This is a genomic window from Enterococcus sp. AZ126 (genome assembly GCF_051714545.1).
GTDB lineage: Bacteria > Bacillota > Bacilli > Lactobacillales > Enterococcaceae > Enterococcus_L.
Map to the genome: position 1 here is coordinate 1,155,094 of NZ_JBIOSB010000001.1, position 25,764 is coordinate 1,180,857.

Consider the following 25,764-nt stretch of genomic DNA (forward strand, 5'->3'; position numbering starts at 1 on the left):
ATTAAATCTTCCCTTCTATTGTCTTGATCACAATTTGTTTTTCTAACTCTTTAATATCACTAAAATCAGTCAATCCTTTTCTAAAAGCAGTCGAACTGCCAGCAGCAATACTATGTTTCAACGTTTCGTCCAGCGCTTCCTCTTTTAATAATCCACTAATGAATGTTCCTAATAATGTATCACCTGCACAAGCTGTGTTGACGACTTTTCCTTTCGGTGAATTTCCGTAAATCATTCTGTTTTTATCTGCATAAAAGCACCCTTTACTGCCAAATGACAGCAGCACTCTTTGCGCACCTTGGTTGATTAATCGTTTTAAATACTTTGGACTTTCTTCTAAAGAAATTTCTTTTTGATCGAACCAACTTGCTAATTCTTCTTCATTAGGTTTGAGTAAGTAAGGCTGATAGACTAAACAATCCATCACACTGTGGTAACTACTATCTAATACCAAATTAAACTTATTCTCTTGCGCGATACAACTGATTTCCGGTAAAATCATCTCTGAAATTCCTTGCGGTAAACTCCCTGACACACAAAGATAGGAACCTGCTTCAATCGTTCTAATGATTGTTAAAAGTTCATTGATTTTTTCGCTAGGGATTTTAGGCCCTTTATTGACTAATTTGTATTCTGTTTGTTCTTTATTAACTTGAGTGAAGACATTGATTCGCGTGTTTTCTGGTACATGAATAAATTGTGTAGTGATTCCTTTTTCAAAGAGACACTCTTCAATATACCGACCTGTAAAACCACCACTAAATCCAATTGCGGTACTGTTTATATTTAGTTTTTTGAGTATCAACGATACATTGACCCCTTTACCATTGGCTTGAATGTCGTCTTCGAGCGTGCGATTGACTACCTTTGGTTTCATTGTTTCAGTTTCTATAAAGAGATCGATCGCCAAATTCATCGTACAAGTATAGAGTTGAACCATTTTCCTCCCCCTTTCCTCACACTTGTATTATCAACTACTTTCTTATGTAAATGTTTTCATAATCACGGAAATCAGCTGAAAAATGATACAATTTTTATTTCTTTGGGATTAAAATGGTATGATAGAGAAAGGTATATGAAGTAGAATGGAGGAGTCTTCAACATGGAAAAAGCCTTAAGTGATTCAGAAAAATATTTATGGAATTTTATTGATCAGCATCTTGTTGAGATCCCTAATTATTCCATCGTCAAATTAAGTGAAAAAGCGAATGTTTCTACCGCAACGATTGTTCGTGCTATGAAAAAGAAGGGATATGAAGGGTTTACTTCTTTCAAACATCATTTAAAAGACCAATCCAATACAACGATCAACTTTTCTGGTGTTGAAAAAATCGATGCAAAAATCAAACGAGCCATTTTAAAGAATGAACGTGAAGTTATCCGTACGATCAATATGCTGGATAGTGGGAGTATTGAAGATGCGATTCAAAAAATCAAAGCCGCACAAAAAATCGTGATTTTTGCCCGTGGCTTTTCTGAATTGATCGCCCAAGAAATGACGGTAAAATTTCAATTGTCGGGAAAATATTGTGAAATGCATGCTGATCCAAATATCATTACTAGTATGAGTAAAAAAATTACCAGTCATGATATTGTGCTATTGATTTCTTTGAATGGAGAAACGCCTGAATTAGTTACTGCTGTAAAAAATTGTTTGAAAAATGATGTTAGTACGATTACCTTGACTGCTAATTCAAGTAGTTCTTTGGCTCAGTTATCCGAAATCGTCTTCACTGGTTTTAAATCAGAAGGTTCTTATTTTCCAGAATATGAAGTTCGTTCTAGATTGCCGTTATCAGTTATGGCGAGAATATTATTAGATTCTTATGCGATCCGAACAAATTGAGGGGGACAACTCAAAAAGTTCTGAAAAAAATAGCCTATAAATAAGACCTATTAGAAAGACAAAAGAAGGCTAGGATATAACTCTAAGAGTTATATCCTAGCCTTCCCGAATCCGACTGACCGCTTCTGCGCCAATCTCCTTCCGAAAAAATCATCTTCTCACTAAACTTAACTTTATTATTTTATTAAAAGTTATCTATTATATAAAACAAGACAAATGATAGTATACAAAATGCACGTATCCTCATAGCCATATCGTCTCAATGAAACTATTCAGGATATTGTTTTAATAACCCCACATACTCAGGATATTCATGTAAATTATTCTTAAGATGTTTTTTATTATTGCCTAGGAAACTATGTCGTTTAACTGCAAAATAAATCCAAACGCCTAATCCAACTATAAAGAGCATCCCAAAAAGTGGTCCAGTAGCATCTGGAAGAATATCGAATACAGTAATTAACAAACTTAGCAAACTTCCTAAAAGACCAAATCGGCCATTTCTCTTCATTCTTTTTTCGACAGTTGAATCATCTTGACTTAATGGACGGTTGCCGTCTATTTCTATTTTATCCTTAGTTGCTGCTGTGATGATTACAATATAATCGATGCCTTCATACTTGTACGTAATTTTCCAGAAAGGAACATATGTGTATTTAGACGTTAGATCATAGGTAAACTTGGTTATTTTAGCATTTTTATTGCTATCACCAGGCAAAATACTAAGCATTTTTTTCTCTGCTTCTTCTTGGGCAAAACTTCGGACTGAACGTAGCACTTGGGAAACTTTATTTGATGAAATTTTCAACTGTCGAGTACCAGCCGTATAATGTTCATCAAATGGTTTCGTGTTCTCCAAAAAAGCCAAATGGCTGGAACGACTTGCAAATGTTGCAATAGAACCCGTTAGTTCGTCATTGATCATATGACTTTGGAATGTAGTCCCTGAAAAAATATCACTTGAATGATTCCAATCAACAACTGTACGTGTCTTTGTGATTGGCTCAGAATATTTATTGCCTTTCTTATCCTCTTTTGTCACATATTCTGTATAACTTTCAGAACGATTGTAGCCAATATCAGCACCCCACGAACCTTCGTAAGAAATATTTACGCCCATGTATGGTATAAAGACTTGCTCTAACTGAACATTATTGATCTTACCTAAAATGTCTAAAGGAACATTTTCACCTTTGATCAGCCATTCAAAAAAACGTTTCTTAGCTAATCCTTCTGGCACGTGAAATGGAATCAAATCATCAGCCTCATACGTCAGATTATCAAAATCTTTTTCAGCTTTCGTCGTAAATGTAGAATGACAAAAATCGCATGCAAACTGCTGCTTTTCAATATTAAACGTGACAGGTGAACCGCAGTTAGAGCAAAGTTCTATATTTTTATTTTTTTCATCAAGCATCTTTTGAACACTATCTTGTGATGTCCCACAATGAGGACATTTTTTACACTCGGATCAGCGATTGCTCCACCACAAGCAGAACACTGATTTTGAATGAATGAATCTCCCATTTCTTCCCCTCCAAAATTAAACTTTTTCACCTCTATTGTCTCATTGATTTTGTGAAAGGTAAATACATAAATCGCTCTACTTCAGTATATTTTTCACTTATTCCTAATTCATCTATACAAAAAAAGACATCTACAATTTCTATAGACGTCCTTAGTTACAATCAAGCTATCCATTTTTTTACAGTCTCATAATCAATTGCCACGGTTTTTCCTAAACAACTACAAGACCACATAATTCGTCCATTTATCTAGCCAATTGTTATTCTCCTAAATACTCATCATCTGACATCATTACCTCGTTAGGCACACCAAACAGATACGTTAAAATAAATGATAGGATAAAAATACAAATACCAACCACAATATAGGTCACCAATTGGTACGAACTATAAATGTACATTAATGGCGATAAAATAACTGCCAAACCGTATGAATTCGCTTGCACATTTAATAAGGATAAAATAGCTCCACCTAATGCAGAACAACCTAACATAATACCTAACGGCTTCATACCATAACGAATCGTTATTCCAAATAAAGCTGGCTCACTTACCCCTAAAAGTTGGGTCACACCCGCACTAGTCCCGATAACCTTCACATTCTTATCTTTTGCCTTCACACTGATTGCAAAACTCACCGCAGCATTAGCAAATCCATACATCGCACACAACGTGATCAATGGATTAAAACCCGTCGTTGCAAGTAAACTTGTTTCGATCATAATAAACAGATGATGCATCCCTGTCATAACCGCTAATGGATATAAAAATCCAATCAGCAACCCACCAATCCCAAAAGGCAATTTGATCAAGCCAGTAATCAAGTACACCAAACCATTTTCTACAAAGTGTAAAATTGGTCCTAAGACTAATAAACCCGTTAATAGCATCACCAAAATAACGACAAACGGTGTAAACATCAAATCCAAAGAATTCGGCATTTTTCTACGTAAAACTTTTTCCAATTTTGCCCCTAAAAGACCAATTACTAACGCAGTCAAAACACTCCCTTGGTAGCCAACAATTGGAATAAAACCAAATGCCATCAACGGTTCCACCCCGCTATTTATATCTGCTACAGAATAAGCATTTGGCAACATTGGCGACACTAGCATCAACCCGATCACAAAACCGATGATAGGTGTTCCGCCAAATTTCTTAAACGCTGACCAACAAATCAACGCTGGTAAAAAAGCAAATACCGTATCGGTCAACACATTCATAAGTACTAAAACAAACTCAGGAATTTTATCGGCTGAGGTGCCAAAAAATGAAAGAACACTTTCGTTTAAAAAGACTCCTTTCAAGCCTAAAAATAACCCCGTTGCAACAATTCCTGGAATAATGGGCACAAAAATATCTGAAAGCGTCCGAACCGCATATTTAATTGGATTACTTGGTTTTTTCATTTCTTCTAAAGAGGTTTGTTTTTCTAATAATTCATTGTTGTTTTGAACCAAAGAATCATAGACTTTATTCACGATTCCTGTACCTAAAATAATCTGATATTGTCCAGCATTGAAAAAGACTCCTTTTACTTGATCGATTTTTTCGATTTTTTTATCATCGATTGCTTCTCGGTCTTTTACTTCTAAACGTAAACGGGTGGCACAGTGGGTAATTCCCGTAATGTTCTTTTCCCCTACAACGTTTACGATTTCTTCTCCAATTTGTTGATAATTAATTGCCATTGTCACTCACCTCGTTGATTTTTTTTAACAAAACACTTTGATAAGGATGTAGCGTTATTTCGTTTGCTTCACTTACTAGCGTATCATGAGAATTTAAAAGGACTTGAACGGTATTTTTTTCCAAAGAAATCGTTTCTTGTGTGTCACTTAAATTCGTATAACAATACACGGCTACCTCGTTTAACACACGTTTATAGGCGATCACATTGTCTGGTACATTTTCTAAGAAAGTAATGGTACCACTGGTTAGAACCTCACTTACTGCTCCTTGTTGTCTCAGTGCAATCATCTGTTTATAATGGTCTAACACCTGATTTTGCAGTGCATTTCTACTTGGGTTTTCTTCGGTCATCGCTAGCCATGGCACTGTATTTGAAAAGCCACCGAACTGACTATCGTCCCAAGGAAATGGTGTACGCGTATTATCTCGACTCCGCTGATTCACAAATGTGATCGCTTCTTCCGGTGTATATCCTTCTTGAATCGAACGATAATAATTGTCGATACTTGAAATATCATTAAATTGATCAATTGTTTTACGTTCAGCATTTTGCATGCCCAACTCTTGTGCTTGATAAATAAATGGCGTTCCTCGTAAAAAGAAATAAAGCATCCCTATTGCTTTAGTCGCCTCATTTGTTTGATAATCAGGCTTGATAAATTTAGAGACAGCACGCGGTTGATCGTGATTTTCAATGAAATTAGCACCCCAACCATTTGCCTGTAATACCTCTTGTGAACGTTTCAATTTTTCTTTGAATTCCTTTGCGGTCCAATTTGTTCGTTTAAACCAATCAGAACCTGATTCAACATCGATATCTGAATAGTTAAAATCAAAAATCATAGAAAAATAACCATCATCTCCAATAAAATCACCATATTCTTCATAAGGTACACCAGGTGCTTCACCTACTGTCACACAATTATATTTCTCAAACGTTTCTTTTTTTAGTTCATTTAAAAATACTTCGATTCCTGGACGATTACGCGTTTTATTTTTACAAGAAGCTAAGCCATCAACACCATCAGCTGGAAGACTCTCAAAATCTTGGTCCTTTTTGATGAAGGTGATAGAATCGATCCGAAAACCAGCGATTCCCTTATCTAACCAACGATTGATCATTTCATATAAATCTTGGCGTAACTCAGGATTTTCCCAGTTTAAATCAGGTTGTTTTTTATCGAATGCGTGAAAATAATAGACATCTTCATTCGGAAGTTTTTCCCAAACAGAACCGCCAAAAATCGACCGCCAATTATTTGGCTCTGTGTTTCCTTCTTTAAAAATGTAGTATGATCGATAAGGGCTTTCCTTATCTTTTAACGCAGCTTGGAACCAAGGGTGTTCATCCGATGTATGATTAATGACTAAATCTAAAATCACTTTTATCCCTAGTTTATTCGCTTCTTTTAGTAGGCGGTCAAAGTCTGCCATCGTACCAAATTCAGGATTTATCCCTTCAAAATCAGAAATATCGTACCCATTGTCCACCATTGGGGAGGTAAAAATCGGACAAATCCAAATCGTAGTGATCCCTAACTCTTTTAAATAAGGTAACTTCTCTTGAATCCCTTGAATGTCACCAATTCCATCATTGTTTGAATCCTTAAAGCTTTTGGGATAAATCTGATAGATCACTTCTTTTTCCCACCATTTATTGTCTTTATTTTCTATACGCACTATTTATTCATCCTTTCACTACTTGTGGTATCGATATCATATTTTCACAAGAATAAATCCACCTATGTGGATTTACGCTCGATCAGCGATAAAATAAGTTCTTTTTTATTCACTTTATAGGTTGTTCCTTCGATCAAAGCTATCATTAATTTTGTTGCTTCGATTCCTAAGGCTGTCGTTGGCTGATTGATCGTTGTTAAAGGAACTGCAATGATACTTGTACTCGGTTGATTGTCAAACCCTAATACAGCCAAATCTTCTGGTACACGTAATCCTTGCTGAAGAACTTCTTGGATAATTCCAATACCAACCTCATCACTACCACTAAACACAGCATCCGGTCTATCATTTTTGGGTAGAGCCAGTATTTCTCTTGCTACTTTTTGTCCATCTTCCATATTATGGACTTGTTTGAAGATCCACTTATTTTTGATAGATAAATTCTGTTCAGCAAGTGCTCGTTCAAAGCCTTTGGTTCTTCGCTGCCCATGTCCTCCAACTGTTAAATTCCCCCCAGTACAATAAGCGATTTTGCGATAGCCTTTTTGAACGAGGTAGTTTGTTGCCTCATAACTGATTTCTTCTTGATTGGTAGAAATATTGGGAATTTTTGTTTCTGCCAATTTTTCATTGCACAACACAATAGGTCCAAAGTTTGTATAGCTTTCAATCACATGTGAATCGCTTTCAATCGATGTCATGATCACACCTGCGACAATTTGCTGTTTTAGATACTCTAACATTTTCAGCTCTGCTTTTGAGTCATCATAAGTTTGCATGATCAACAGTTGATACCCATATTCTTTTGCTTGTTTTTCGATGGCATCCACTAAATAAGAAAAAAATGGATTAGTGATTCTCGAAATCAGCACACCGATCGTGGTGCATTTTTTTGAGCGAAGTTGTGTAGCTATTGCACTTGGCGCATAATTTAGTTCATCCATTGCTCTTTGGATTCGTTCTTTCTTCTCATCAGAAATATACGGATGATGATTTAAAAAACGAGAAACAGTTGAAACGGATAAACCAGCTTTTTTTGCGACATCTTTAATTGTAGCCATTTCCGTCTCCTTTGTGATATCGATATCATAAATATAGTGTATTTTTTTATTTTTGTCAACAGTCTGAATAATGTTGCGATTGTCCTTTTTTGAATGAACAATCTTTTTAAAAAGTATCCAGACTCTTTTTCTAAAAACAATCAAATCAGAAAGCTTACGAAAACCACTTTTTAGATAAAAATTCACTTCCAAAACCCAAGCAAAATCCGACCACTTATTCCTCTTCTAGCGCTATAAAATCCACATCATTATCACTAGCAATTTCTAATAACTCGTCTACCTCTTCAAAAGATTAATATTCATCGTTCTTTTTTTAGACTCTTTTGCTAAGATGAATCCGCATAACCTCTTTCGTAAAATACCTAAGTCTCTTTTCAAAAATCTACACTATCTCTTAACACGTTTTCTCTATTCATATTCCCCAATATTTTCATTTCGATTCATCTTTATACTGTTTACTATACTCACTTTTTTAAATAAAAAACCTTAATTAGACTTTGCCTTATACCCACAGACAAAAATAAAAACTGTCCAAGCAGCCTCATTATTATCAGCTACTTACACAGAATTATTTTATACTCTCACTTCATTTTTTCCCTTGTAACGATTTAGATAATGCCTTTCTAACCAACCTTGTCCAAAGCCGATTGCTACACATAGTAACCAATAAATCACCGCTACTAGAATATACATCGACATATAATCAAAGGTTCGTCCACCAACGATTTTCGCTTTTTGAAAAATATCTGGAATTGTGATCATTGCAGCCAAAGACGTTCCTTTTAACAAATCCATCGCAACGTTTCCTAAAGCCGGAATCGAAATTCGAAAGGCTTGCGGCAAAATAATTTTGCGCATCACTTTTCCAAACGGCAACCCTAGAGCATATGCTGCATCCCATTGGCCTGCCTCCACACCAGCAATGGAGCCTCGATAGATTTCGGCAATAAAGGCACTACTGGTCAAACTAAAACAAATACACGCTGCAGTTAATGCACTTAACTGATAGGGTAAACCAAAATACAAAAGAAACAATAATACCAAACCTGGAACTCCTCGCAAAAAGGAAATATAAAAACGCACAAATCCTTTGATCAGCTTTGATGGCAACATTCCTAATACAGTCAACATAAGACCCAAGACATTTCCCATCAAAAAAGTCACTACGCTAATACCTAACGTATACGGCAATCCTGTCAGAATAAACGGAATAGAATCAATCATCAAGTGAAAATCAATTTTGGGTATATACATTTATTCTACCGAAACACTTTCTTCAACTTTTTCTTTTGGTTCAACAGAAACATCTGTTTGGAAATATGTTTCAGAAATTTTTTTCATTGTTCCATCTTCTTGCATTTCTTTTAGCGTTTTATCTATTTTTTCACTTAAAGAAACACTGTCTTTTTTCATTAAAAAGCCCGTAGAATTTGCATTAAAATAGACATTCTCTAAAATTTTCACTGGAATATTCGGCAAAGCTCCTACAGACATTTTTTGTAAATAATAGTCATTTAAAATAACATCCGTACGACCATTTGCGACATCAGTCAAATATTGATCATTTGTCGCATTATCGTATGTTACCAATTTTGCACCATATTTTTCGGCTATTTTCATATAATTTGTATTTGGTTCGCCGGCCGCTTTTTTCCCTTTTAAATCTTCAAGAGAGGCAATCCCGGAATCATCACTTTTTCGAACGATCATACTATCAAATGAGTACTTGATTGGAGAAGATAAGATGAATTTTTTCCCTCTATCACCTGACAAACCAAAATCATTGGCTGCCAAATCAGATTCCCCTTTATCCACTGAAGTGATTTGACCATCAACATTGTATTCTTTAAACTCAACATCAAGATTTAAACGTTTTGCCACTTCCGTGATAACATCCACATCATAACCTGTTAATTTATTTTCATCATTATAATAAGAAGAGGGGAATAACGTTCCTGACGTAGCAACAGTTAACTTCTTTGCATCCTCTACTTTTTCCCAGCTATTATCTTGCCCTGCTGACTTATCTTTTGTTCCACCACACGCAACCAACATTAATCCCAATGCAACAATACTTAAACTAGTAAATATTTTCTTCATTTGATCCTCCTATGCTCCACAATAATATTTTGGTAATAAGAATTTCTGCTCTTGTTCAAAAAGTTTTCCAACTTGGAAAAGAATATCTTCGCGGCCTTTAGAGGCCATAAATTGAATCCCCAGCGGTAAACCAGATCCAGCTACATGGGTGGGTAAACTGATCGCTGGTTGTCCCGTTAAATTCGCAAGCTGAGTAAACGGAGTGATTGTTAGACTTTTTTCAAACATGTCATAAATTAAGTCTTTTAGTTGTAAAATGGAAAGTGCCTCCGCTTGGGCTAAGTCTTTACGAATCCGATCACTCTGCAATTCTGCATCGATTTTAGGCGCACTATCAGCGGCGGTCGGCGTTAATAATAAATCATATTCCTCGAATAATTGCTCCATTTTATATGCCGCTTGATCCCACAGATGAAGTGATCTCGTATACTGACTTGCAGGTATCTGTAACCCATATTGGTAGATACCCCAAGTCATTAATTCCATATCATTCTTGGTAAGCGGCCGCCTAATTGCCTCTTGAATCCCTTCAAACATCGCAGCCGTTTCTGCGCCATTCATCAGATAATAGCTATCGATCAATTGACGACCATTGACTGGATACGGAATTTCGGTTACTTCATGACCTTGTTGTTCTAAAAATGTTGCTGCATTGTGTGTTGCTTTTATCGCTTCCGCTGAAACGGATGTTCCGACAGGTGATTCCGTTAAAAAGGCGATTTTCAAGACTTTTTTCCTTGCTGCTGATTGATGCTCCCATTCCGCTTTTGGTGCTTGATACGGTGCTGCTTTTTTTGTTCCACGCAAATGATAAAACAACGTTTCAGTATCTCTCATGGAAACAGTTAAAGCAAAGTCAATCGATGCACCTTGCCAACCGCGCCAACTATTTGGCCCGACTGGTATACTGCCGCGTGTTGGCTTTAGACCGATCAAACCACTAAAAGATGCTGGAATTCGAATCGAACCGCCGCCATCACTTGCACCAGCAATTGGGAATAATCCGCTAGCAACTGCTGCTGCTGCGCCTCCACTAGAACCTCCTGGCGAATAATCAAGATTCCATGGATTTCTAGTAGGTCCATAAATTATTGGATCAGAAATATTTTTAAACCCGAACTCCGGTGCATTTGTCTTTCCTAATGGAATCAGCCCCAATTGTTCTAAGCCTTTAACAAAATTATCTGTTGAACTAGCACGATTTTCTGTAAATAAACGAGAATCAGACGTAGATTTCATTCCTGCTTTGTCTTGTCCCAACATCTTTAAAGGAATAGGCAAGCCAAAAAAAGGACCAGTTTCTGCTCCTCTAGCTTCGTATTGTTCTTTTGCTGATTCTGCATCCCAATCAACAAATGCATTGAGTTCAGGATTCAACTTTTTTACTTGTTGTGTTCGCTCATCGATCCATTCTGTCACGCTTAGTTTTTTGTCTCTAAATTGTGTTGCGTAGTACAAGCCGTCTTTCATGATCATCCCCCTTACAATCCTGATGGTTTTATTATACAGGTTATTGGGGATTTTTTAGGAGTATTTTGCTTGAAGAGAGTTTCTACATATTAAAAGAAAAACTATTTAGAGCTATTATAAAGTACTCTTAGCTAACTTGATCCTTTGAAAATAACAATTAAGCTATTAATCTATTTTTTCCTTCTCTTGATTTTATAAAGAATCCAGCCAGGTACAATAAACCCAACAACTAACTGTATACCAACGATATAAACAGTCGCACGCTTATCATTTGAATCCTTTATATGTAGCTGATTGTCCTCTTTCTTAGCACTTTCCCCCTCTACCTTAAAAGGAATTGTCCACGTCCATTTCTTTTTTATATCCACTTGATAGTTCCCAGATTTTAAATATGCTCCTCTATTACCTATCATTTAAGAGACCATTAAAAATTTGAATTAGGAGCTATTTAAATTACTTCTTTACTTTATCTGGAAAATTTCTCATAAAAACAGTCAATCAGCCTTACTTCTATTTTCAATTCTTTAATAAATAAAAAGGAGTGATTTAATAAAAAAACTGATCGTCACTTAATCACTCGACATTTATTTTATTATCTATTTAAATTTAGGTATTTAGCTATGTTAAATAAATTTTAAAATATTCTCTCCTTTGTTCTCAATTCATTTATATTTTTTTATTTTAAAATTAACTATCATCTATACATTGAAGATAAGGAATATGAAATATTATAGGTTTTTACTGCATCGTAAAACTACTAAATTTCAAATATTTTTTTCTTTAAAATCTTCATCAATCTTTTATACCAGTTTAAGACAATTCAATTCCATGAATACAGCTTCTAGATTTCTTTTTATTCATTAGATATTTAGTTACAATTTTTTTAATTTCAACACATTTAAGTAAATTAATCTACATAAAAAATCGGAATTTTGTAGCTTCCACCATATTTGAACGGTTGATTATAATTTATACCTTCTAATCGTTCTGTTGTTGTTTCATAATATTCGAATGATAAAAAATCTGGTCTTCCTTCTATTGAATCCCAAGTTACACTAGAATTATCTTCAGATGCTTTTCCGTTATGAGATATATTAGAAATTTTCATAGGTTTTCCATCAATATTTTTACTTTTATTTAGCACAGTAACTGATCTAGGACAGTTAGTAAAATATATGATTGGAGCAAGTTCAATAAGATTAAGATTGTTATGCCAGTCTTGATTATTTACCCAAGCAGAATTTTGACACTTCCAAAAGTTTGCATATCTTAAAAGTGAAAAATCATCAATTTTATTTGAGCCAAAGGCAAACATTTGATTAGCTGACGGCAACTGTATAATATCTAGCATATCCGCATTGTCTAAATTAGTATCTGTTAAATCCAAATTCCAAATATCTGGACGGTATTTTTTAATATTTATTAATGGTTTTACATCTGAGATTGGGTTAAATCGAAGTTGGAGATTTTGCAAATTTTTTGGTTGCCACTCAGAGAGAGGTATTAGTGATTTGATATTGTTATCATAGGCGTGAAAAGCTTTCACTCTATCTAAATACTGTGCTCCTTCTAGCGAATAGATATTCGAACTTGAGATATTAACGTAGGTAATACTATTCAAGTCTGCCTGTGTAACAGTATCTGTAGTTTCTTTACCTAAATTTTTTTGCAATATAGTGTGCAAATGTTGGATCTGGAAAAAGTTTATTAATTGGCTCTTTTAAGCGTTGAGACTCTAAAGAGTTTGCTTGAGTCTCACTTATTCCTACAGATACATTTGCTAAAAGAAACAATAGGAAAATGCTCCCTCTTTTTGTATATCTAAACTAAGAGTTCTAGAAGCTGTATTTGCGAAAGCGAATTAAACAGTAATCTAATACTTTCAATTTATTTTTTTAATTTCTCTATTTATATGCTCTTTATTTAACTTAGACATTGTTCTACTTTTTACAACAACATTCTATTGAAAATTTAGTAAAACACCATCAATCTTTTATTTTCATTTATTCTATTCACCATCATAAAATAGTAGAACGTGTTCTTCAGGAATAGGATCTTTTCTTTTTCCCTACAGCCACTGATGTTATCAAAAAAATAGTTATGAATGACATTTAAATCTAAATATCATGATAAATTCTGAAGGAAATACCTTCAGAATTTATCATTCAGTCATCTTAGCTGTTGCATAAAAAGCGGGATTGCCTTTTATATCTCGACTACTTTTAACTGTGCTAAGGATCTAAATTAAAATAAAGAGTATAACTTTTATTGTGCATTTTTATTTTAATTCGGTCTTAAATAGAAAGAGAGTTAAAAACAGTAGAATAGTTCACACCATCTTCGCCCAATGCTCTTCCTTCTATACTGATGCTTACTCTTCCCATTAGATTAAGATTTAATTTGGTTTCACCAGTTTTTCCAGACATTCTAACTATTATTACACGACCCCCTCTTAAAGGCCGAACTACCATAGTGCCTTGAAAACTCTTAACAGAAGTTCTATCTAAGCCTATACTCCAGCGAACAGCCCCCTTGTCTGTATGATCTAATTGAATGTTACCGCCGTTCTTCCAAGAAGTACTGCAAGATATCGGATCAAAAACACTTTCTACTAAATTAATTTTATTTGAATCGTTGACTGTTGCTTCTACTTTTTCAGAAATACCGATATTAAAAAACACGACTGTTAAAAAAGTAATAGCCAAAATAAATTTTTTCTTCATAACTATCATTTCCTCCTTAATATAATCTATGCAATATCATAAATATACAGACTGAAGGAATTACCTTCAGACTTTATGATGTTCATCTTATTTTTTCAACTTTTCTTACCCAAAATTTGTTTATTAAGCGTCCTATTAATTTACCCTCTGTGCACGTATTAACAATGAGAAAACTGCTTTTACTCGTTTGACAAATTTAACTTTTTAAAATTCTGTTGTATTTGTTTTCTATTCAAAAAAAAGACAATTACAACGATTAAGAGAGTACTGCCTACAATCTTACCTAGTAGTGATGAATATTCCCCTGTATTTGGTAATTTTCCAAAATTTTTTTTTTGATTAAGTCTGCCTTTGGGTTTACGGTACATGTCGGTTTCTTCAGTATGATGGTTCTCATTATTTTCAGTATCCTTTTGATTTGGAGTAGTTATAATAATAGACGCGTTGCTTTGACTAGCCGCTGAAACAGCGTGCGCTTCTTTTGCCTGTACAATCATTGTAAAAGAAGATGAAAACGAGAAAATTAATATGATAGAAAGGAACAGTTGTTTCTTTACATCGTTCAAATTATTCACTCCTTTATCTCTATCTTTTCATTGCATTTCGCTCATTTTCTTCGTTCGATTTAATGGGTTAAGACTCGCTCTATTCTTTAACAGTTGGAACGGCAGTCCATGTAATCGACGTTCCATAATTTCCGGCTGTTAAATCTAAGGCATTTCCTGTAACATGTAATCGAGCGTTCAAATCTTTTTCGATTGGTGTTTTCTTATCTCCTGTCGCAATGATTTTTTCTTTAGCTCCATCTAAATCAATGGGATATGCTCCTTCACTCGTGTCGGTTTTCAACGATACATACATACCATTTTGTAAAAAGTTTTTATCACCATAATTTCCTTCTGCCATCTTAGCTGTTACATAAAAAGCAGGATCGCCTTTTATATCCATTCGTTCATCCACTACTTTTAACTGTGCTTTGGTTCCTTCTTTTTCTCCAATTCCCATTGTTTCAATTTCTTTTAGCGTTTTTTCACTTATCTCCATATCCGCAAATGTAATATTCAATTTTTCAGGTGTATCAAATCTCAATGAGCCACTTTCAGCTGCTCTTGTCACTGTCAAGGTCGCATCACTCTTACTACTCACTTCTGTTGCTTGTGCAACTGTTGGTAAAAGACTTCCTAAAACAGCTACTACAACTAAACTCGTTAATACACTTTTTTTCTCAAACATCATCTTTCCTACTTTCTTTTTTTCTTTTTTCGTTTTGGTATCGTTAGAATTACGTTGCGTTTCCACAATAATAGACTCATAAATAAGATGAAAAGCCCTAGTATATAAAATAGAAGATTTCCTCCAAACATTGTTGTTGAATTCTTTATATGGAAACCTTTCGATAAGGCTTTTACTTCATCTTTTTTCAGCGTAATCGTTTGCTCCCATGTCTCAGAAAGTTGTTTTCCATTCACTGATATTTCTACTCGATACTTTCCTGGTGATAATACGTTCTTATCAAGATAAATAACAGGATAGAAACTGGTATTGGGCGCTACTTGACGATTTTTTACTATTCTTTCTACTAATGGTTTTTGTTCTTTTTCTTTAAATACTTTTGTTGTTACAGCCAGCTCAGATAATAATGTTGGCTGAGGATTTTGCAGGGAAGCCCTTAGTTCCGTAGTATATTCATTTTTTTTGACAAGAATTTCTTTAAACACCAGTTCCTGCTTTACTGGACCTTCATTCATTCTCATTTCAATTGGTAAAACATAGGAAAATAGATTCGTCACGCCGCTAGTTGCTTTCTTTTCTTTGCTGTTTTCTGTTACTCTAATGCCACCTAATACTATTCCTTTAAAAGGTTTTTCTGGTGTTTTTATCGTAAAAGTAATAAGCTTCGTTTGATGAGAATCCAAGTCAACTGTCGCTGGTACCGTGACTAAATCGGTTAATTTAACCGTTAGTGTTGGATCATATTTTTTTGAATTTCCATACCCTATAGAAATGTCATCATTTGTATAACAGTTCTCTGCACTAACAGAGAATTGCTTAAATTCCTTGGTATTATTGACAATAGACAATTGAACTTTTTGAGTATGATTTGGTTCTACAACTAAATCATAATACGTATTTATCGCTTCCCGTTGATTCTCCGGAAAAATAGCTTTCACATAAAATCCTTCATGTTCAGACGCTTCACTGACCTGTATTCCTTGCGTAAAGAAAAACAGAAGGAGGAAAAAAAACGTACACCAGATATATTTTGTTTTCATAATTACCCTCCATTGCTAGCAATTATCAGGACAGAATAGCCTAATTTTTATCGTCTTTAAGTTTACATATTTCATTAGTTCTGTATCAACAAAATCAATTTGAGCAAATTTTTTTTTTTTGATTGGCTGCTTCCAATTTCAACGTGATTTATGATATTTCAGCAAAAGAACAATCTGTATTTAAGAAAAAAGAACTGTTGATTGTGGCACTCACTCCTTTATAGACATTATTTTTTTGTATCCGTTTAATTTTCTCCTTTCCTTTTATTAATTTAACCAAAAGAACTTTACATACGTATCAGTTACTTTTGAGTTATTTCTCATTTTAAAAGTCACTATTTTGATTTACTTGATTGAACAAAGTTTAGTTGCTATTTTTATTAACAAGATCATTCTGTATGAATAGATTCTTGATTAACTATGATTAAGTGCGATAGAAACGGTCGAACACTGTATACGTTCGCTACGTTCTTCTACTGGTCACACCAGTCATTCTAACTATCCTTTTTGATTAATTTAGTTGACTACTGTAGTTAAAAAATAGAATAGCCCATCTTAACTACAAAACGGCCTATTTGCTATAGCACAATCTCTCAATCTTTTTTTCAAATAAATACCAATCATCAATTATACTAAATTGACATATGATTCCTTTAAATTATAATAGAAAACAAACGTAATGTAAACTTTCAATATTCCCAACTATTATTTTATGATCTAAAGTGGTTATAATTTTCTACTCATTTCCCGCAAAAAGAGTGAGGAACAAAAAGGTTAGACGTTAGTTTAAAGTTAAACGTTATCCTTTTTGTCTTCTCTCCATTTTTATCCATTTGTTTATAAACTCTCTTATGGTGTATTTCCTACTTGCCATAAAATTTTGGCTTGATAACCACCTGCTACTTTGACCTCGTTTGTTGGAATTTCTACTCTAAAACCTGTTTTTCCTGATTTCCACTCTTCACTTAGCGTATATTCGTTTTTAGTCTCTTCGCTCGTTCGTTCTGCTAGTATTTCTGCATCGCCTTGTCTAAATTTGACTATATTATTATCGTCTTTTTTATAGCCAAGTACATCGTCTGGAAGTGTTTGGGCTGAATCTTGAACATTGGTAAACGGTGTTTCTAAGGTTGCCGTTACTTTCCAGTTTTTACTTTTCTTTCGACTGTCCCAAATGACTAGTGGTTTATCAAATTCGGCATTGTTCACTTTAATAAAATGAAGTCCTTTTTCAATCTTCTGCTTTCCAAAAGACATAGTGGATGGTGCCGACTCAATGAACAGTTTTCCGTCAAATGTATACGTAATGGTTTGCGGAGTTTCACCGATCGTTTGTTTATCCTCCGGTTGCTTTTCCGGTGCCAATTGGTAATGTTCATTACTTATTGTTTTAAGTGCTTCTTTTATCTGTTCGTTTTTAGAAAGGTCTATCTCAGTCCCGATAACCTCTTCAATTACGATTGGCTTCACCACTGGATCAAGCTCTTCATTATCGGTTGTTTTAAATTGAACTGTTAGTTTTTGTGTATTCTTTTTCAGAATCAATTGAATCGTATTATCCTCCGTACTCCCAATTGTATACTTAGGGTAGCTTGTTATAGTTTTTCCCTTCTTATCTGTTGCACCGATTACATTGTACGCTTTCCCCAATTCTGCTAGTTTTGCTTTGATAGCTGCTATATTTTGTAAATCTACTACTGTGCCGTCAGTCTCTGTAAACGTTATTGGGTCTCCTAGACTTTTTCCAGCATCATCAATGAATGAAACTTGAGTCGTTATTTTTGCTGGAGCTTTCTTCTGCAAGATCAACCTTACTGACTGCGTACTTCCTATTTTAAAGTTGGTCATATCTATTGATTTACTGCCAGTAAGAGCATCTTCAGCTCTTAAGACAGTGTATTCTTTTAAATCACCTGTTAGCTTTGCTTTGATAGCTGCTATATTGCGTAAATCTACTACTGTGCCGTCAGTCTCTGTAAACGTTATTGGGTCTCCCAGATTTTTTCCAGCATCATCAACGAATAAAACTTGAGTCGTTATTTGTTTTTCTATCTTTTTAAAGTAATAATTAACGGTATCCGTACCAGTCGAATTTGCAGGCACTTTATAAGCTGTTGGGTCTGGTACTTCTTTGAATGTAACACTTGCTAAATCAAATGCCTCCACTTTTTGAACCTCATAGTTTTGACTGTTTAATGTAGCAATAGTATCCTTCGCGATATCGTTTAAATTAATCGTATTTCCCGCATTATTTTTACTGGTTATAGTGGAAATGCCTTTGATTACTTCTTTACTATCTGAATCAAGAAAGTTAATCGTTGTTGTAATTGATTTCGCTTGCTTTTCCAATATCAACCTTACTGACTGCGTACTCCCTATTTTAAAGTTAGCCATATCTATTGATTTACTGCCAGTAAGAGCATCTTCAGCTCTTAAAACAGTGTATTCTTTTAAATCACCTGTTAGCTTTGCTTTGATAGCTGCTATATTGCGTAAATCTACTACTGTGCCGTCAGTCTCTGTAAACGTTATTGGGTCTCCTAGACTTTTTCCAGCGTCATCAACGAATGAAACTTGCGTTGCTATCTCGACAGGTGCTTTCTTCTGCAAGATCAACCTTACTGATTGTGTACTCCCTATTTTAAAGTTGGTCATATCTATTGATTTACTGCCAGTAAGAGCATCTTCAGCTCTTAAGACAGTGTATTCTTTTAAATCACCTGTTAGCTTTGCTTTGATAGCTGCTATATTGCGTAAATCTACTACTGTGCCGTCAGTCTCTGTAAACGTTATTGGGTCTCCCAGATTTTTTCCAGCATCATCAACGAATAAAACTTGAGTCGTTATTTGTTTTTCTATCTTTTTAAAGTAATAATTAACGGTATCCGTACCAGTCGAATTTGCAGGCACTTTATAAGCTGTTGGGTCTGGTACTTCTTTGAATGTAACACTTGCTAAATCAAATGCCTCCACTTTTTGAACCTCATAGTTTTGACTGTTTAATGTAGCAATAGTATCCTTCGCGATATCGTTTAAATTAATCGTATTCCCCGCATTATTTTTACTGGTTATAGTGGAAATGCCTTTGATTGCTTCTTTACTATCTGAATCAAGAAAGTTAATCGTTGTTGTGATTGATTTCGCTTGCTTTTCCAATATCAACCTTACTGACTGCGTACTTCCTATTTTAAAGCTGGTCATATCTATTGATTTACTGCCAGTAAGAGCATCTTCAGCCCTTAAAACAGTGTATTCTTTTAAATCACCTGTTAGTTTTGCTTTGATAGCTGCTATATTGCGTAAATCTACTACTGTGCCTTCAGTCCCTGTAAACGTTATTGGAGTTCCTAGACTTTTTCCAACAACATCAACGAATGAAACTTGCGTTGCTATCTCGACTGGTGCTTTCTTCTGCAAGATCAACCTTACTGATTGTGTACTCCCTATTTTAAAGTTAGCCATATCTATCGAATTACTGCCACTATAAGCATCTTCAGCTCTTAAAACAGTGTATTCTTTTAAATCACCTGTTAGCTTTGCTTTGATAGCTGCTATATTGCGTAAATCTACTACTGTGCCTTCAGACTCTGTAAACGTTATTGGAGTTCCTAGACTTTTTCCAGCATCATCAACGAATGAAACTTGCGTTGCTATCTCGACTGGTGCTTTCTTCTGCAAGATTAACCTTACTGACTGCGTACTTCCTATTATAAATCTGGTTATATCTATCGAATTATTGCCACCATAAACATCTTCAGCTCTTAAAACAGTGTATTCTTTTAAATCACCCGTTAGCTTTGCTTTGATGGCTGCTATATTGCGTAAATCTACTACTGTTCCTTCGGGCTTTATAAAGGTTATTGGACTTCCCAAACTTTTTCCATCATTGTCAACGAATGAAACTTGAGTTATGATTTGTACTTCTTCTGCTTTTTTCTTTTTAAAGTAATAATTAACGGTATCCGTACCGTTCGAATTTGCAGGTACATTGTAGGCCGTTGGATTTGAAATTATTTTGTAGCTTCCACTTGCTGAATCAAAGGATTCAACTTTTTCAACTTCATAATCTTGACCCCTTAATATAGCAATAGGATTCCTTGCTATATCGTTTAAATTAATGGTAGCTCCTGCATTATTTTTACTGCTTACAGGGGTAACTCCATTGATTGCTTTTTTACTATCTGAATCAAGGAAGTTAATCGTCGTTGTAATATCTTTTTTATCATTTTTGTTCCCAAACATATATCTAATTTCCGTAATACCATCATCTTTTGCTGTAAACCTTGAATCGTCAATCCAATTTTGAGAAGCTCCATACCCTAACTCTACTACTCCTACTAAAGAATACCATTTTGAGAGTTCATTAATGTAACCTTGAATCAGTTCACCGCCACCGCTAGCCGTACGTAAATTATAAGTAGAACCAATGTCTAACCTCAGTGTAAATGGTGGTCTTAAAGTCTGTAAATCGCCTTCATATAAAAAACTAATAGTATATCCTTTTTCCTGTGCTCTAGTTTTAATTGGTTTCGCTACTTTTTTTAAGTAAATATTAACAACATCCGTACCATTCGGATTTGTTGGTATGTTATAAGCTGCCATATCAGGGATTTCTTTATAGCCCAAACTTGCTAAATCAAATGTTTCAACTTTTTCAATTTTATAGCCTTGACCTTTTAATCTGTCGATAGAGTCCTTCGCTATATCGTTTAAATTAATGTTATCCCCCGCATTATTTTTACTGATTATAGGCTTAATACCTTTAATTGCTTCCTTGCTATCCAAATCAAAGATATTAATCGTCGTTGTGATTTCTTTTCTTTGCCCAAATAAATTTCTAATGATATTATTACCCTCATCTGCAGTAGAAAAATGAAAGTTCTCTTGATTGGAAACATAATCTGTTTTGATCTTTTTTTCTTTTGTTATCGGATACTCCTGAGCCTGTACTAGTATAGTATTTGAAACAAAAAATAGAGATAGAGCAAGGAATGCTAGAAAGATGCTCCAATAATACGTGCTCTTCTTTTTTTCAATAGCTTTCTTTTTCATTTTTTATCGTTCCTTTCTCTGTAATATTTTCTTTTGCTTCTTCTCCTTATATTTGGAAGCTCGCTTTCTTTTGTGTCTCATAAACATTAGTAGAAAAATGAACCCAATAACTAGAACAAGAAGCAACACTATAATATAATTCGATGTACTACGTATTTCTATCAGTTGTCTATTCAATTTAGGAATATCTTTCTCACTTACATCAAAATCCTGTTCCCATGACCAAGATTCACCATTTTTTAGGGCAACTTGTGTCTTCATTGTATAAGCACCTGACGTTTCAAGTTTATACTTGAGCGGAATTGGAACATTGATTTGAGTATTTGGAGCCATTCTCATATTTTTTTTGTTTAATTCAAAAATAGCTCGATGATTTGACTTTTTCGTGACTTCAACAGTTAGAGTCATGTCTTCGGCAAAAACTGGCTGACTATTTGAAAAATTTAAAATAAGTTGTGCACTCTTTTTAGCCGTATCAACTGAGATGGAATGAAATTCCAACTCTGGTTTGATCTTCTTAACATCCCCTTCACTCAATAAGACTCCTATTAAAAAAGCAAATTCATTGATAACGATGTCACTTCCCTTTTTTTTCTTCTCCAATGCGTTATCCAGAGGCTTGACTTGAATTCCACCTACTATGTATCCTTCAAATGGTTCAATTGGAGGACGAATGGTTAACGTCACTACCTTATTATTTTTTGGTTCAAGTTCTACCTTATCTGGACCAGTCACAATCTCAGAAAAATCATACGCTAAAGAAGGATCTTTCAGAAAATTATTTGGTCCATATTCAATTACCCCACTCCCATTGGTTTTAGCACTGTTAAATTTTAAGGATAATGTCATTTTATGGGTGGACAAATTATTTAATTTCAATTGAATTGTTTCGTTTTTACCAGGTTGTACAAGTAGATCATAATAGCCTACCTCTTTATTCCGTTGATTTTCTGGAAAAATAACTTCATAAGAAAAATCTTTTAAGGTACTGACGTTTCCTTCTTCGCCAAAACTTATCATTGGATGAACCCATAGAAAACAAACTAGTAGAATTAAATAAATAAGTCGTTTCTTCATGTATTGTCTCCTTTATGTGAACTAATATTAAGAGATAGAGTCTCTATAATCCCTAATTAACAGTCATAGATACTCTATCTTTGAATATGAACGATTTACAACAATAACTGTTAACTAATCCATCTACAATCTTTTCACATTATTTTATTGTTTTTTTATTTTAAATTGACTAGAATGTATCTTCTAAACTCCATGTAAGCTTTGCAGTAAACGTTTTTCCTGCTTGACTTTGAGGTAATGCTACTCGTAATTTTTTGTCTGTGATTTCAGTTGCATAAGCACCTTTAGCATCATTTGGTTTCGCTTTTGTTAAAACTGGAACAGCAGTTTTACTACCAGCAACTACTTTTACAGATTTTACAGTAGTGATATCAGAACCAGCATGTGTAGTCAAGACACCATCTGTAGCTGGATTTGGCGCTTTAGTAATATTACCCTCTTCATCTTTTTCAAGAGCATAGTCTTGTACGGCACCAGTATTAAATTCTAGTTGTGCGTTTGCTAATTTGTCTGCTTCTTCTGTACTACCGTTAACGGCAAAGTCGCTAAGTTCTGCAACAGTTCTCCATTTAGATAAACTTTCACCGTTTTGAACATTTCTATCATCACTCACAGCTAGATAAGTAGATTTGGTTAATGTATCTTTATATACATTAACCACGCCTTTACCTTCACCAGTATTCGGATTACTCCCGAAGTTCATATTGGCTGGAATCCAAGCAATAGCTAAATTGCCTTGTAAAGGATTTTCTCCTGGTTTGCTTCCACCATCTGGATCAATCGTAATTCGTAAATCTGTTTCATCTGCTGCATGTGCATCTGTTGGAACTAGTGCTAGAGAAAAAACCCCCGCTGATACTAGTAATGTTGCTAATAACCCTTTTTTCATTTTGTTTATCACCTTTCTTTGATTATAGACAGGTTAGTAACAGTTATTGTTGTAAATCGTTCATCGTTTTTGTTAACCTAGTAATTTAATTTGTTCTTTTAATAAGACGAATAAATAAATAATCAAGATCAAACTGATCAAAGTAAGAAGTAATAAGCTAAAATTGATCGCTAAATTTGATTTACTCAACTTCAGTCTTCTGATTAAAAAGACATCTCTAGAAAAAGACATTAAAAAATACACTAGTGTTATAAAGGAGATTGCTCCTAATATATACATCCATAAATAATCAATCATCTTCTGCTCCTATATACTATAATAAATTTTTTTGAAACTAATCACGCCGCAAAAAACAATTAGACACGCGATTCCCGATAATAAGAGAATAAACGAAGTAATCATTTGACCTAAATGGGGCAATGTACCATTTTGGAGATTACCTGTATTGGGAAACTTAGGTGTTGGTTTGACCACTTTTTCTTTCTGATTCGTTTGATCATCTGGCTTAATTTGTATGACCAAATCACCTGAGTCTTCATTTCCCACTGCTAACACCGTATGCATTGGAAAGATTGAAAGAATGCTTACCAAAACAAACATTTGCAAAAGCTTTTTCATTGTCATCATCTCCTACTTTTTATTCTTATTTTTCTTTTTCTTTTTTTTGGCAATTCTCAATCGTTTCCATGCCTTCTCCCATTTCTTTCTTCTATAGAATAGTGTACCCATTAACGCCAAGCTCGTAATTGCCATCACAATACTGACTACCTTTAACCAAGTAGGTGTCTTAATTTTAAAAACACTGGAAGCATTGATTTCTTTTGATTCTTCATTTGTAATTTTAAAATCTTTTGATAAATGCCACTCTTCATCATAATTTTTAGCATCCATTTTTAGCGTATAGGTTCCTGAAGGTAAATCATTGATCCCCCAATCCAGCTCAAAGTTAAAGTGACTGTTAGGTGCCAATTTGTAATTTTGAACTGTTTTTTCTTTAATGGCTTTGCCAGACTCTTTTTCTGTCATTGTTACCACAATGTTCAAATTGTCGATGACCTTTGGTTCTGGATTTTGTAAACTAGCTAATACCATTTTCTTACCATGGAAAATTGCGGCTTTAACTGTATTTAGTTTTAATGTTTTGCCATTGGTAAATTCATCTCCATTTTCTGCGGTAATTAAGCCTATTTTGTAATTGTATTCTGTCGACATTCCCTTTTGCTTCTTTTTATCCGGGATTAATCCAACAACAATCGCGCCCATTTTTACTCCTTCATAGTGTTCCTTAGGAGCAGTGACTTGAATATTAACCGTTTTCTCTTCAAAATTGCCTACTGTAATTTCTGGCGTCTCTACTTTTACTAAACTGGTTAAAGGTTCTTTTAGCGTGTCATCTTTATTGGTTAAATCTTCCGTGTAATTAATCGTTCCACTATTTGAGGTCATCGCGTTAACACCATAAATTTTTAAATGAACCTCTTCTTTTTTTGTACTTGCGACACGTACTTGTAGTGTTTGTGTTTCACCTGGCACTGTTTTTATATAGAAGTAACTTTTTTCCATATCAATTTGAGTATTGGGCTGTAATGGCGTCACCACATACCCTAAGTTATTTTCATCTTTCGCATATACTTCTCTCGTTGAAACCAGACTCACAATTACACAGCTGACTACAATGAGTGCACCATAAATTCTCTTTTTCAAAAAAATTCTCCTAACTAAATGAATTAGCTTCAGTATAGATTTCAACTAAATATCCCTCATCTTCCTGTTTGATTTCACTTACTAAGTTGAAGGACCTTTTTATAAAATAAGGTGCCCAATAAGCAATAAACTCGTTTGAATACCTCTCAGCCTCTTCTTGTTGAGAAAACGGACCGGCTTCTTTTATACATTCATTATCCGTATATTGCTCTTGATTATCTTCGTATAAATATTTGGTAATCGCATAGGTAATGTAGACAATCACAAAAGACGCGATGAGCATAACTAAGAAATAAGGCCAACAAAGTGTTGCAAGTAATGAGATAGAGCTGAGTAACGGTATGGTTCCAAAACCAATGATTGTCACTAAAGCCCCTTTCCCAAAACTAAATTCTTTTATATTTTTGAAAAAAAAGAATAAAAGTAAGAACAAACTGGCTAGTAATAATAAAAAATACAATGTGGTGAAGACCATAATTTCTGTTAAATAGAAACTTGATATAAAAATCAATTGAACAACATAGCGTACGTCCTTCCCCACCCAAAAATACATTTCATGATAAAAATTCCAAAAGAATATCAAATAGATAAGCCAACTAATGACAAGTGCTCCTCCAGCTAAATAATACCTTTTATACTTTTCAAAATAGTCCCTACTCGTTTTAGTCACA

22 protein-coding genes are annotated in these 25,764 nt (G+C 34.4%); 1 reads left to right on the top strand and 21 read right to left on the bottom strand.

The features are described from left to right. Position 1 precedes the first annotated feature (1 nt). Positions 2-940 (bottom strand): 1-phosphofructokinase, encoded by a 939-nt coding sequence (gene pfkB / locus IGI43_RS05605; RefSeq protein ID WP_438756838.1) that lies wholly within the window; start codon positions 938-940, stop codon positions 2-4. A gap of 162 nt (positions 941-1,102) precedes the next feature. On the opposite strand from pfkB, the gene IGI43_RS05610 reads away from it, so the two are divergent. Next, positions 1,103-1,846, top strand: a complete 744-nt coding sequence (locus IGI43_RS05610) for a MurR/RpiR family transcriptional regulator (protein ID WP_438756839.1) — start codon at positions 1,103-1,105, stop codon at positions 1,844-1,846. Between the two features lie 268 nt (positions 1,847-2,114). Here the strand turns inward: IGI43_RS05610 and IGI43_RS05615 are convergent, their stop codons facing one another. The 20 genes from IGI43_RS05615 to IGI43_RS05710 form a co-directional block, all read right to left on the bottom strand. After that, positions 2,115-3,263: a hypothetical protein gene (locus tag IGI43_RS05615; RefSeq protein ID WP_438756840.1), complete on the bottom strand. Its 1,149-nt coding sequence runs from the start codon at positions 3,261-3,263 to the stop codon at positions 2,115-2,117. After that, positions 3,236-3,373, bottom strand: a complete 138-nt coding sequence (locus tag IGI43_RS05620) for a hypothetical protein (RefSeq protein WP_438756841.1) — start codon at positions 3,371-3,373, stop codon at positions 3,236-3,238. Before IGI43_RS05620 ends, IGI43_RS05615 begins: the two co-directional genes overlap by 28 nt. A gap of 259 nt (positions 3,374-3,632) precedes the next feature. After that, entirely contained in the window at positions 3,633-5,063 is a 1,431-nt protein-coding gene (locus tag IGI43_RS05625; RefSeq protein WP_438756843.1) for a PTS transporter subunit EIIC, read from the bottom strand. After that, complete coding sequence (locus tag IGI43_RS05630; RefSeq protein WP_438756844.1) at positions 5,053-6,744, bottom strand: glycoside hydrolase family 13 protein; 1,692 nt, start codon at positions 6,742-6,744, stop codon at positions 5,053-5,055. The genes IGI43_RS05625 and IGI43_RS05630 overlap by 11 nt, the downstream gene beginning before the upstream one ends. A 62-nt stretch (positions 6,745-6,806) precedes the next feature. Then, complete coding sequence (locus tag IGI43_RS05635; protein ID WP_438756845.1) at positions 6,807-7,805, bottom strand: LacI family DNA-binding transcriptional regulator; 999 nt, start codon at positions 7,803-7,805, stop codon at positions 6,807-6,809. A gap of 573 nt (positions 7,806-8,378) precedes the next feature. Further along, positions 8,379-9,059 (bottom strand): amino acid ABC transporter permease, encoded by a 681-nt coding sequence (locus IGI43_RS05640; protein WP_438756846.1) that lies wholly within the window; start codon positions 9,057-9,059, stop codon positions 8,379-8,381. Further along, positions 9,060-9,905: a transporter substrate-binding domain-containing protein gene (locus tag IGI43_RS05645; RefSeq protein ID WP_438756847.1), complete on the bottom strand. Its 846-nt coding sequence runs from the start codon at positions 9,903-9,905 to the stop codon at positions 9,060-9,062. A gap of 9 nt (positions 9,906-9,914) precedes the next feature. Next, positions 9,915-11,375 carry an amidase gene (locus IGI43_RS05650; protein ID WP_438756848.1) on the bottom strand — a complete coding sequence of 487 codons (1,461 nt, stop codon included), beginning with the start codon at positions 11,373-11,375 and terminating at the stop codon, positions 9,915-9,917. A 170-nt stretch (positions 11,376-11,545) separates the two neighbouring features. After that, the gene (locus IGI43_RS05655) at positions 11,546-11,788 is read right to left on the bottom strand and encodes a hypothetical protein (RefSeq protein WP_438756849.1); all 243 of its coding nucleotides are present in this window, start codon (positions 11,786-11,788) and stop codon (positions 11,546-11,548) included. Between the two features lie 494 nt (positions 11,789-12,282). Then, complete coding sequence (locus tag IGI43_RS05660; protein WP_438756850.1) at positions 12,283-13,047, bottom strand: hypothetical protein; 765 nt, start codon at positions 13,045-13,047, stop codon at positions 12,283-12,285. Between the two features lie 622 nt (positions 13,048-13,669). Further along, positions 13,670-14,098 (bottom strand): hypothetical protein, encoded by a 429-nt coding sequence (locus IGI43_RS05665; protein ID WP_438756851.1) that lies wholly within the window; start codon positions 14,096-14,098, stop codon positions 13,670-13,672. A gap of 179 nt (positions 14,099-14,277) precedes the next feature. Beyond that, the gene (locus IGI43_RS05670; protein ID WP_438756852.1) at positions 14,278-14,664 is read right to left on the bottom strand and encodes an LPXTG cell wall anchor domain-containing protein; all 387 of its coding nucleotides are present in this window, start codon (positions 14,662-14,664) and stop codon (positions 14,278-14,280) included. Between the two features lie 79 nt (positions 14,665-14,743). Next, entirely contained in the window at positions 14,744-15,331 is a 588-nt protein-coding gene (locus tag IGI43_RS05675; RefSeq protein ID WP_438756853.1) for a hypothetical protein, read from the bottom strand. 8 nt (positions 15,332-15,339) lie between these two features. Next, positions 15,340-16,371 (bottom strand): DUF916 and DUF3324 domain-containing protein, encoded by a 1,032-nt coding sequence (locus tag IGI43_RS05680; protein WP_438756854.1) that lies wholly within the window; start codon positions 16,369-16,371, stop codon positions 15,340-15,342. Positions 16,372-17,220: 849 nt separating this feature from the next. Then, a complete protein-coding gene (locus IGI43_RS05685; RefSeq protein WP_438756855.1) occupies positions 17,221-21,423 on the bottom strand; it encodes a hypothetical protein in 4,203 nt (1,400 codons plus the stop codon). Between the two features lie 3 nt (positions 21,424-21,426). Beyond that, positions 21,427-22,500 carry a DUF916 and DUF3324 domain-containing protein gene (locus IGI43_RS05690; RefSeq protein ID WP_438756856.1) on the bottom strand — a complete coding sequence of 358 codons (1,074 nt, stop codon included), beginning with the start codon at positions 22,498-22,500 and terminating at the stop codon, positions 21,427-21,429. Positions 22,501-22,669: 169 nt separating this feature from the next. Further along, entirely contained in the window at positions 22,670-23,389 is a 720-nt protein-coding gene (locus IGI43_RS05695) for a WxL domain-containing protein (protein ID WP_438756857.1), read from the bottom strand. A gap of 306 nt (positions 23,390-23,695) precedes the next feature. After that, positions 23,696-24,007: a hypothetical protein gene (locus IGI43_RS05700; protein WP_438756858.1), complete on the bottom strand. Its 312-nt coding sequence runs from the start codon at positions 24,005-24,007 to the stop codon at positions 23,696-23,698. A gap of 12 nt (positions 24,008-24,019) precedes the next feature. Then, positions 24,020-25,093: a DUF916 and DUF3324 domain-containing protein gene (locus IGI43_RS05705; RefSeq protein ID WP_438756859.1), complete on the bottom strand. Its 1,074-nt coding sequence runs from the start codon at positions 25,091-25,093 to the stop codon at positions 24,020-24,022. Between the two features lie 10 nt (positions 25,094-25,103). Beyond that, complete coding sequence (locus IGI43_RS05710; RefSeq protein ID WP_438756860.1) at positions 25,104-25,763, bottom strand: hypothetical protein; 660 nt, start codon at positions 25,761-25,763, stop codon at positions 25,104-25,106. Position 25,764 lies beyond the last annotated feature (1 nt).

Bases quoted from the DNA above. Each gene is read 5' to 3' on its own strand.
- pfkB (WP_438756838.1), bottom strand. From the start codon at position 940: ATGGTTCAACTCTATACTTGTACGATGAATTTGGCGATCGATCTCTTT.
- IGI43_RS05610 (WP_438756839.1), top strand. From the start codon at position 1,103: ATGGAAAAAGCCTTAAGTGATTCAGAAAAATATTTATGGAATTTTATT.
- IGI43_RS05615 (WP_438756840.1), bottom strand. From the start codon at position 3,263: ATGCTTGATGAAAAAAATAAAAATATAGAACTTTGCTCTAACTGCGGT.
- IGI43_RS05620 (WP_438756841.1), bottom strand. From the start codon at position 3,373: ATGGGAGATTCATTCATTCAAAATCAGTGTTCTGCTTGTGGTGGAGCA.
- IGI43_RS05625 (WP_438756843.1), bottom strand. From the start codon at position 5,063: ATGGCAATTAATTATCAACAAATTGGAGAAGAAATCGTAAACGTTGTA.
- IGI43_RS05635 (WP_438756845.1), bottom strand. From the start codon at position 7,805: ATGGCTACAATTAAAGATGTCGCAAAAAAAGCTGGTTTATCCGTTTCA.
- IGI43_RS05640 (WP_438756846.1), bottom strand. From the start codon at position 9,059: ATGTATATACCCAAAATTGATTTTCACTTGATGATTGATTCTATTCCG.
- IGI43_RS05645 (WP_438756847.1), bottom strand. From the start codon at position 9,905: ATGAAGAAAATATTTACTAGTTTAAGTATTGTTGCATTGGGATTAATG.
- IGI43_RS05650 (WP_438756848.1), bottom strand. From the start codon at position 11,375: ATGAAAGACGGCTTGTACTACGCAACACAATTTAGAGACAAAAAACTA.
- IGI43_RS05655 (WP_438756849.1), bottom strand. From the start codon at position 11,788: ATGATAGGTAATAGAGGAGCATATTTAAAATCTGGGAACTATCAAGTG.
- IGI43_RS05665 (WP_438756851.1), bottom strand. From the start codon at position 14,098: ATGAAGAAAAAATTTATTTTGGCTATTACTTTTTTAACAGTCGTGTTT.
- IGI43_RS05675 (WP_438756853.1), bottom strand. From the start codon at position 15,331: ATGTTTGAGAAAAAAAGTGTATTAACGAGTTTAGTTGTAGTAGCTGTT.
- IGI43_RS05680 (WP_438756854.1), bottom strand. From the start codon at position 16,371: ATGAAAACAAAATATATCTGGTGTACGTTTTTTTTCCTCCTTCTGTTT.
- IGI43_RS05685 (WP_438756855.1), bottom strand. From the start codon at position 21,423: ATGAAAAAGAAAGCTATTGAAAAAAAGAAGAGCACGTATTATTGGAGC.
- IGI43_RS05690 (WP_438756856.1), bottom strand. From the start codon at position 22,500: ATGAAGAAACGACTTATTTATTTAATTCTACTAGTTTGTTTTCTATGG.
- IGI43_RS05695 (WP_438756857.1), bottom strand. From the start codon at position 23,389: ATGAAAAAAGGGTTATTAGCAACATTACTAGTATCAGCGGGGGTTTTT.
- IGI43_RS05700 (WP_438756858.1), bottom strand. From the start codon at position 24,007: ATGAAAAAGCTTTTGCAAATGTTTGTTTTGGTAAGCATTCTTTCAATC.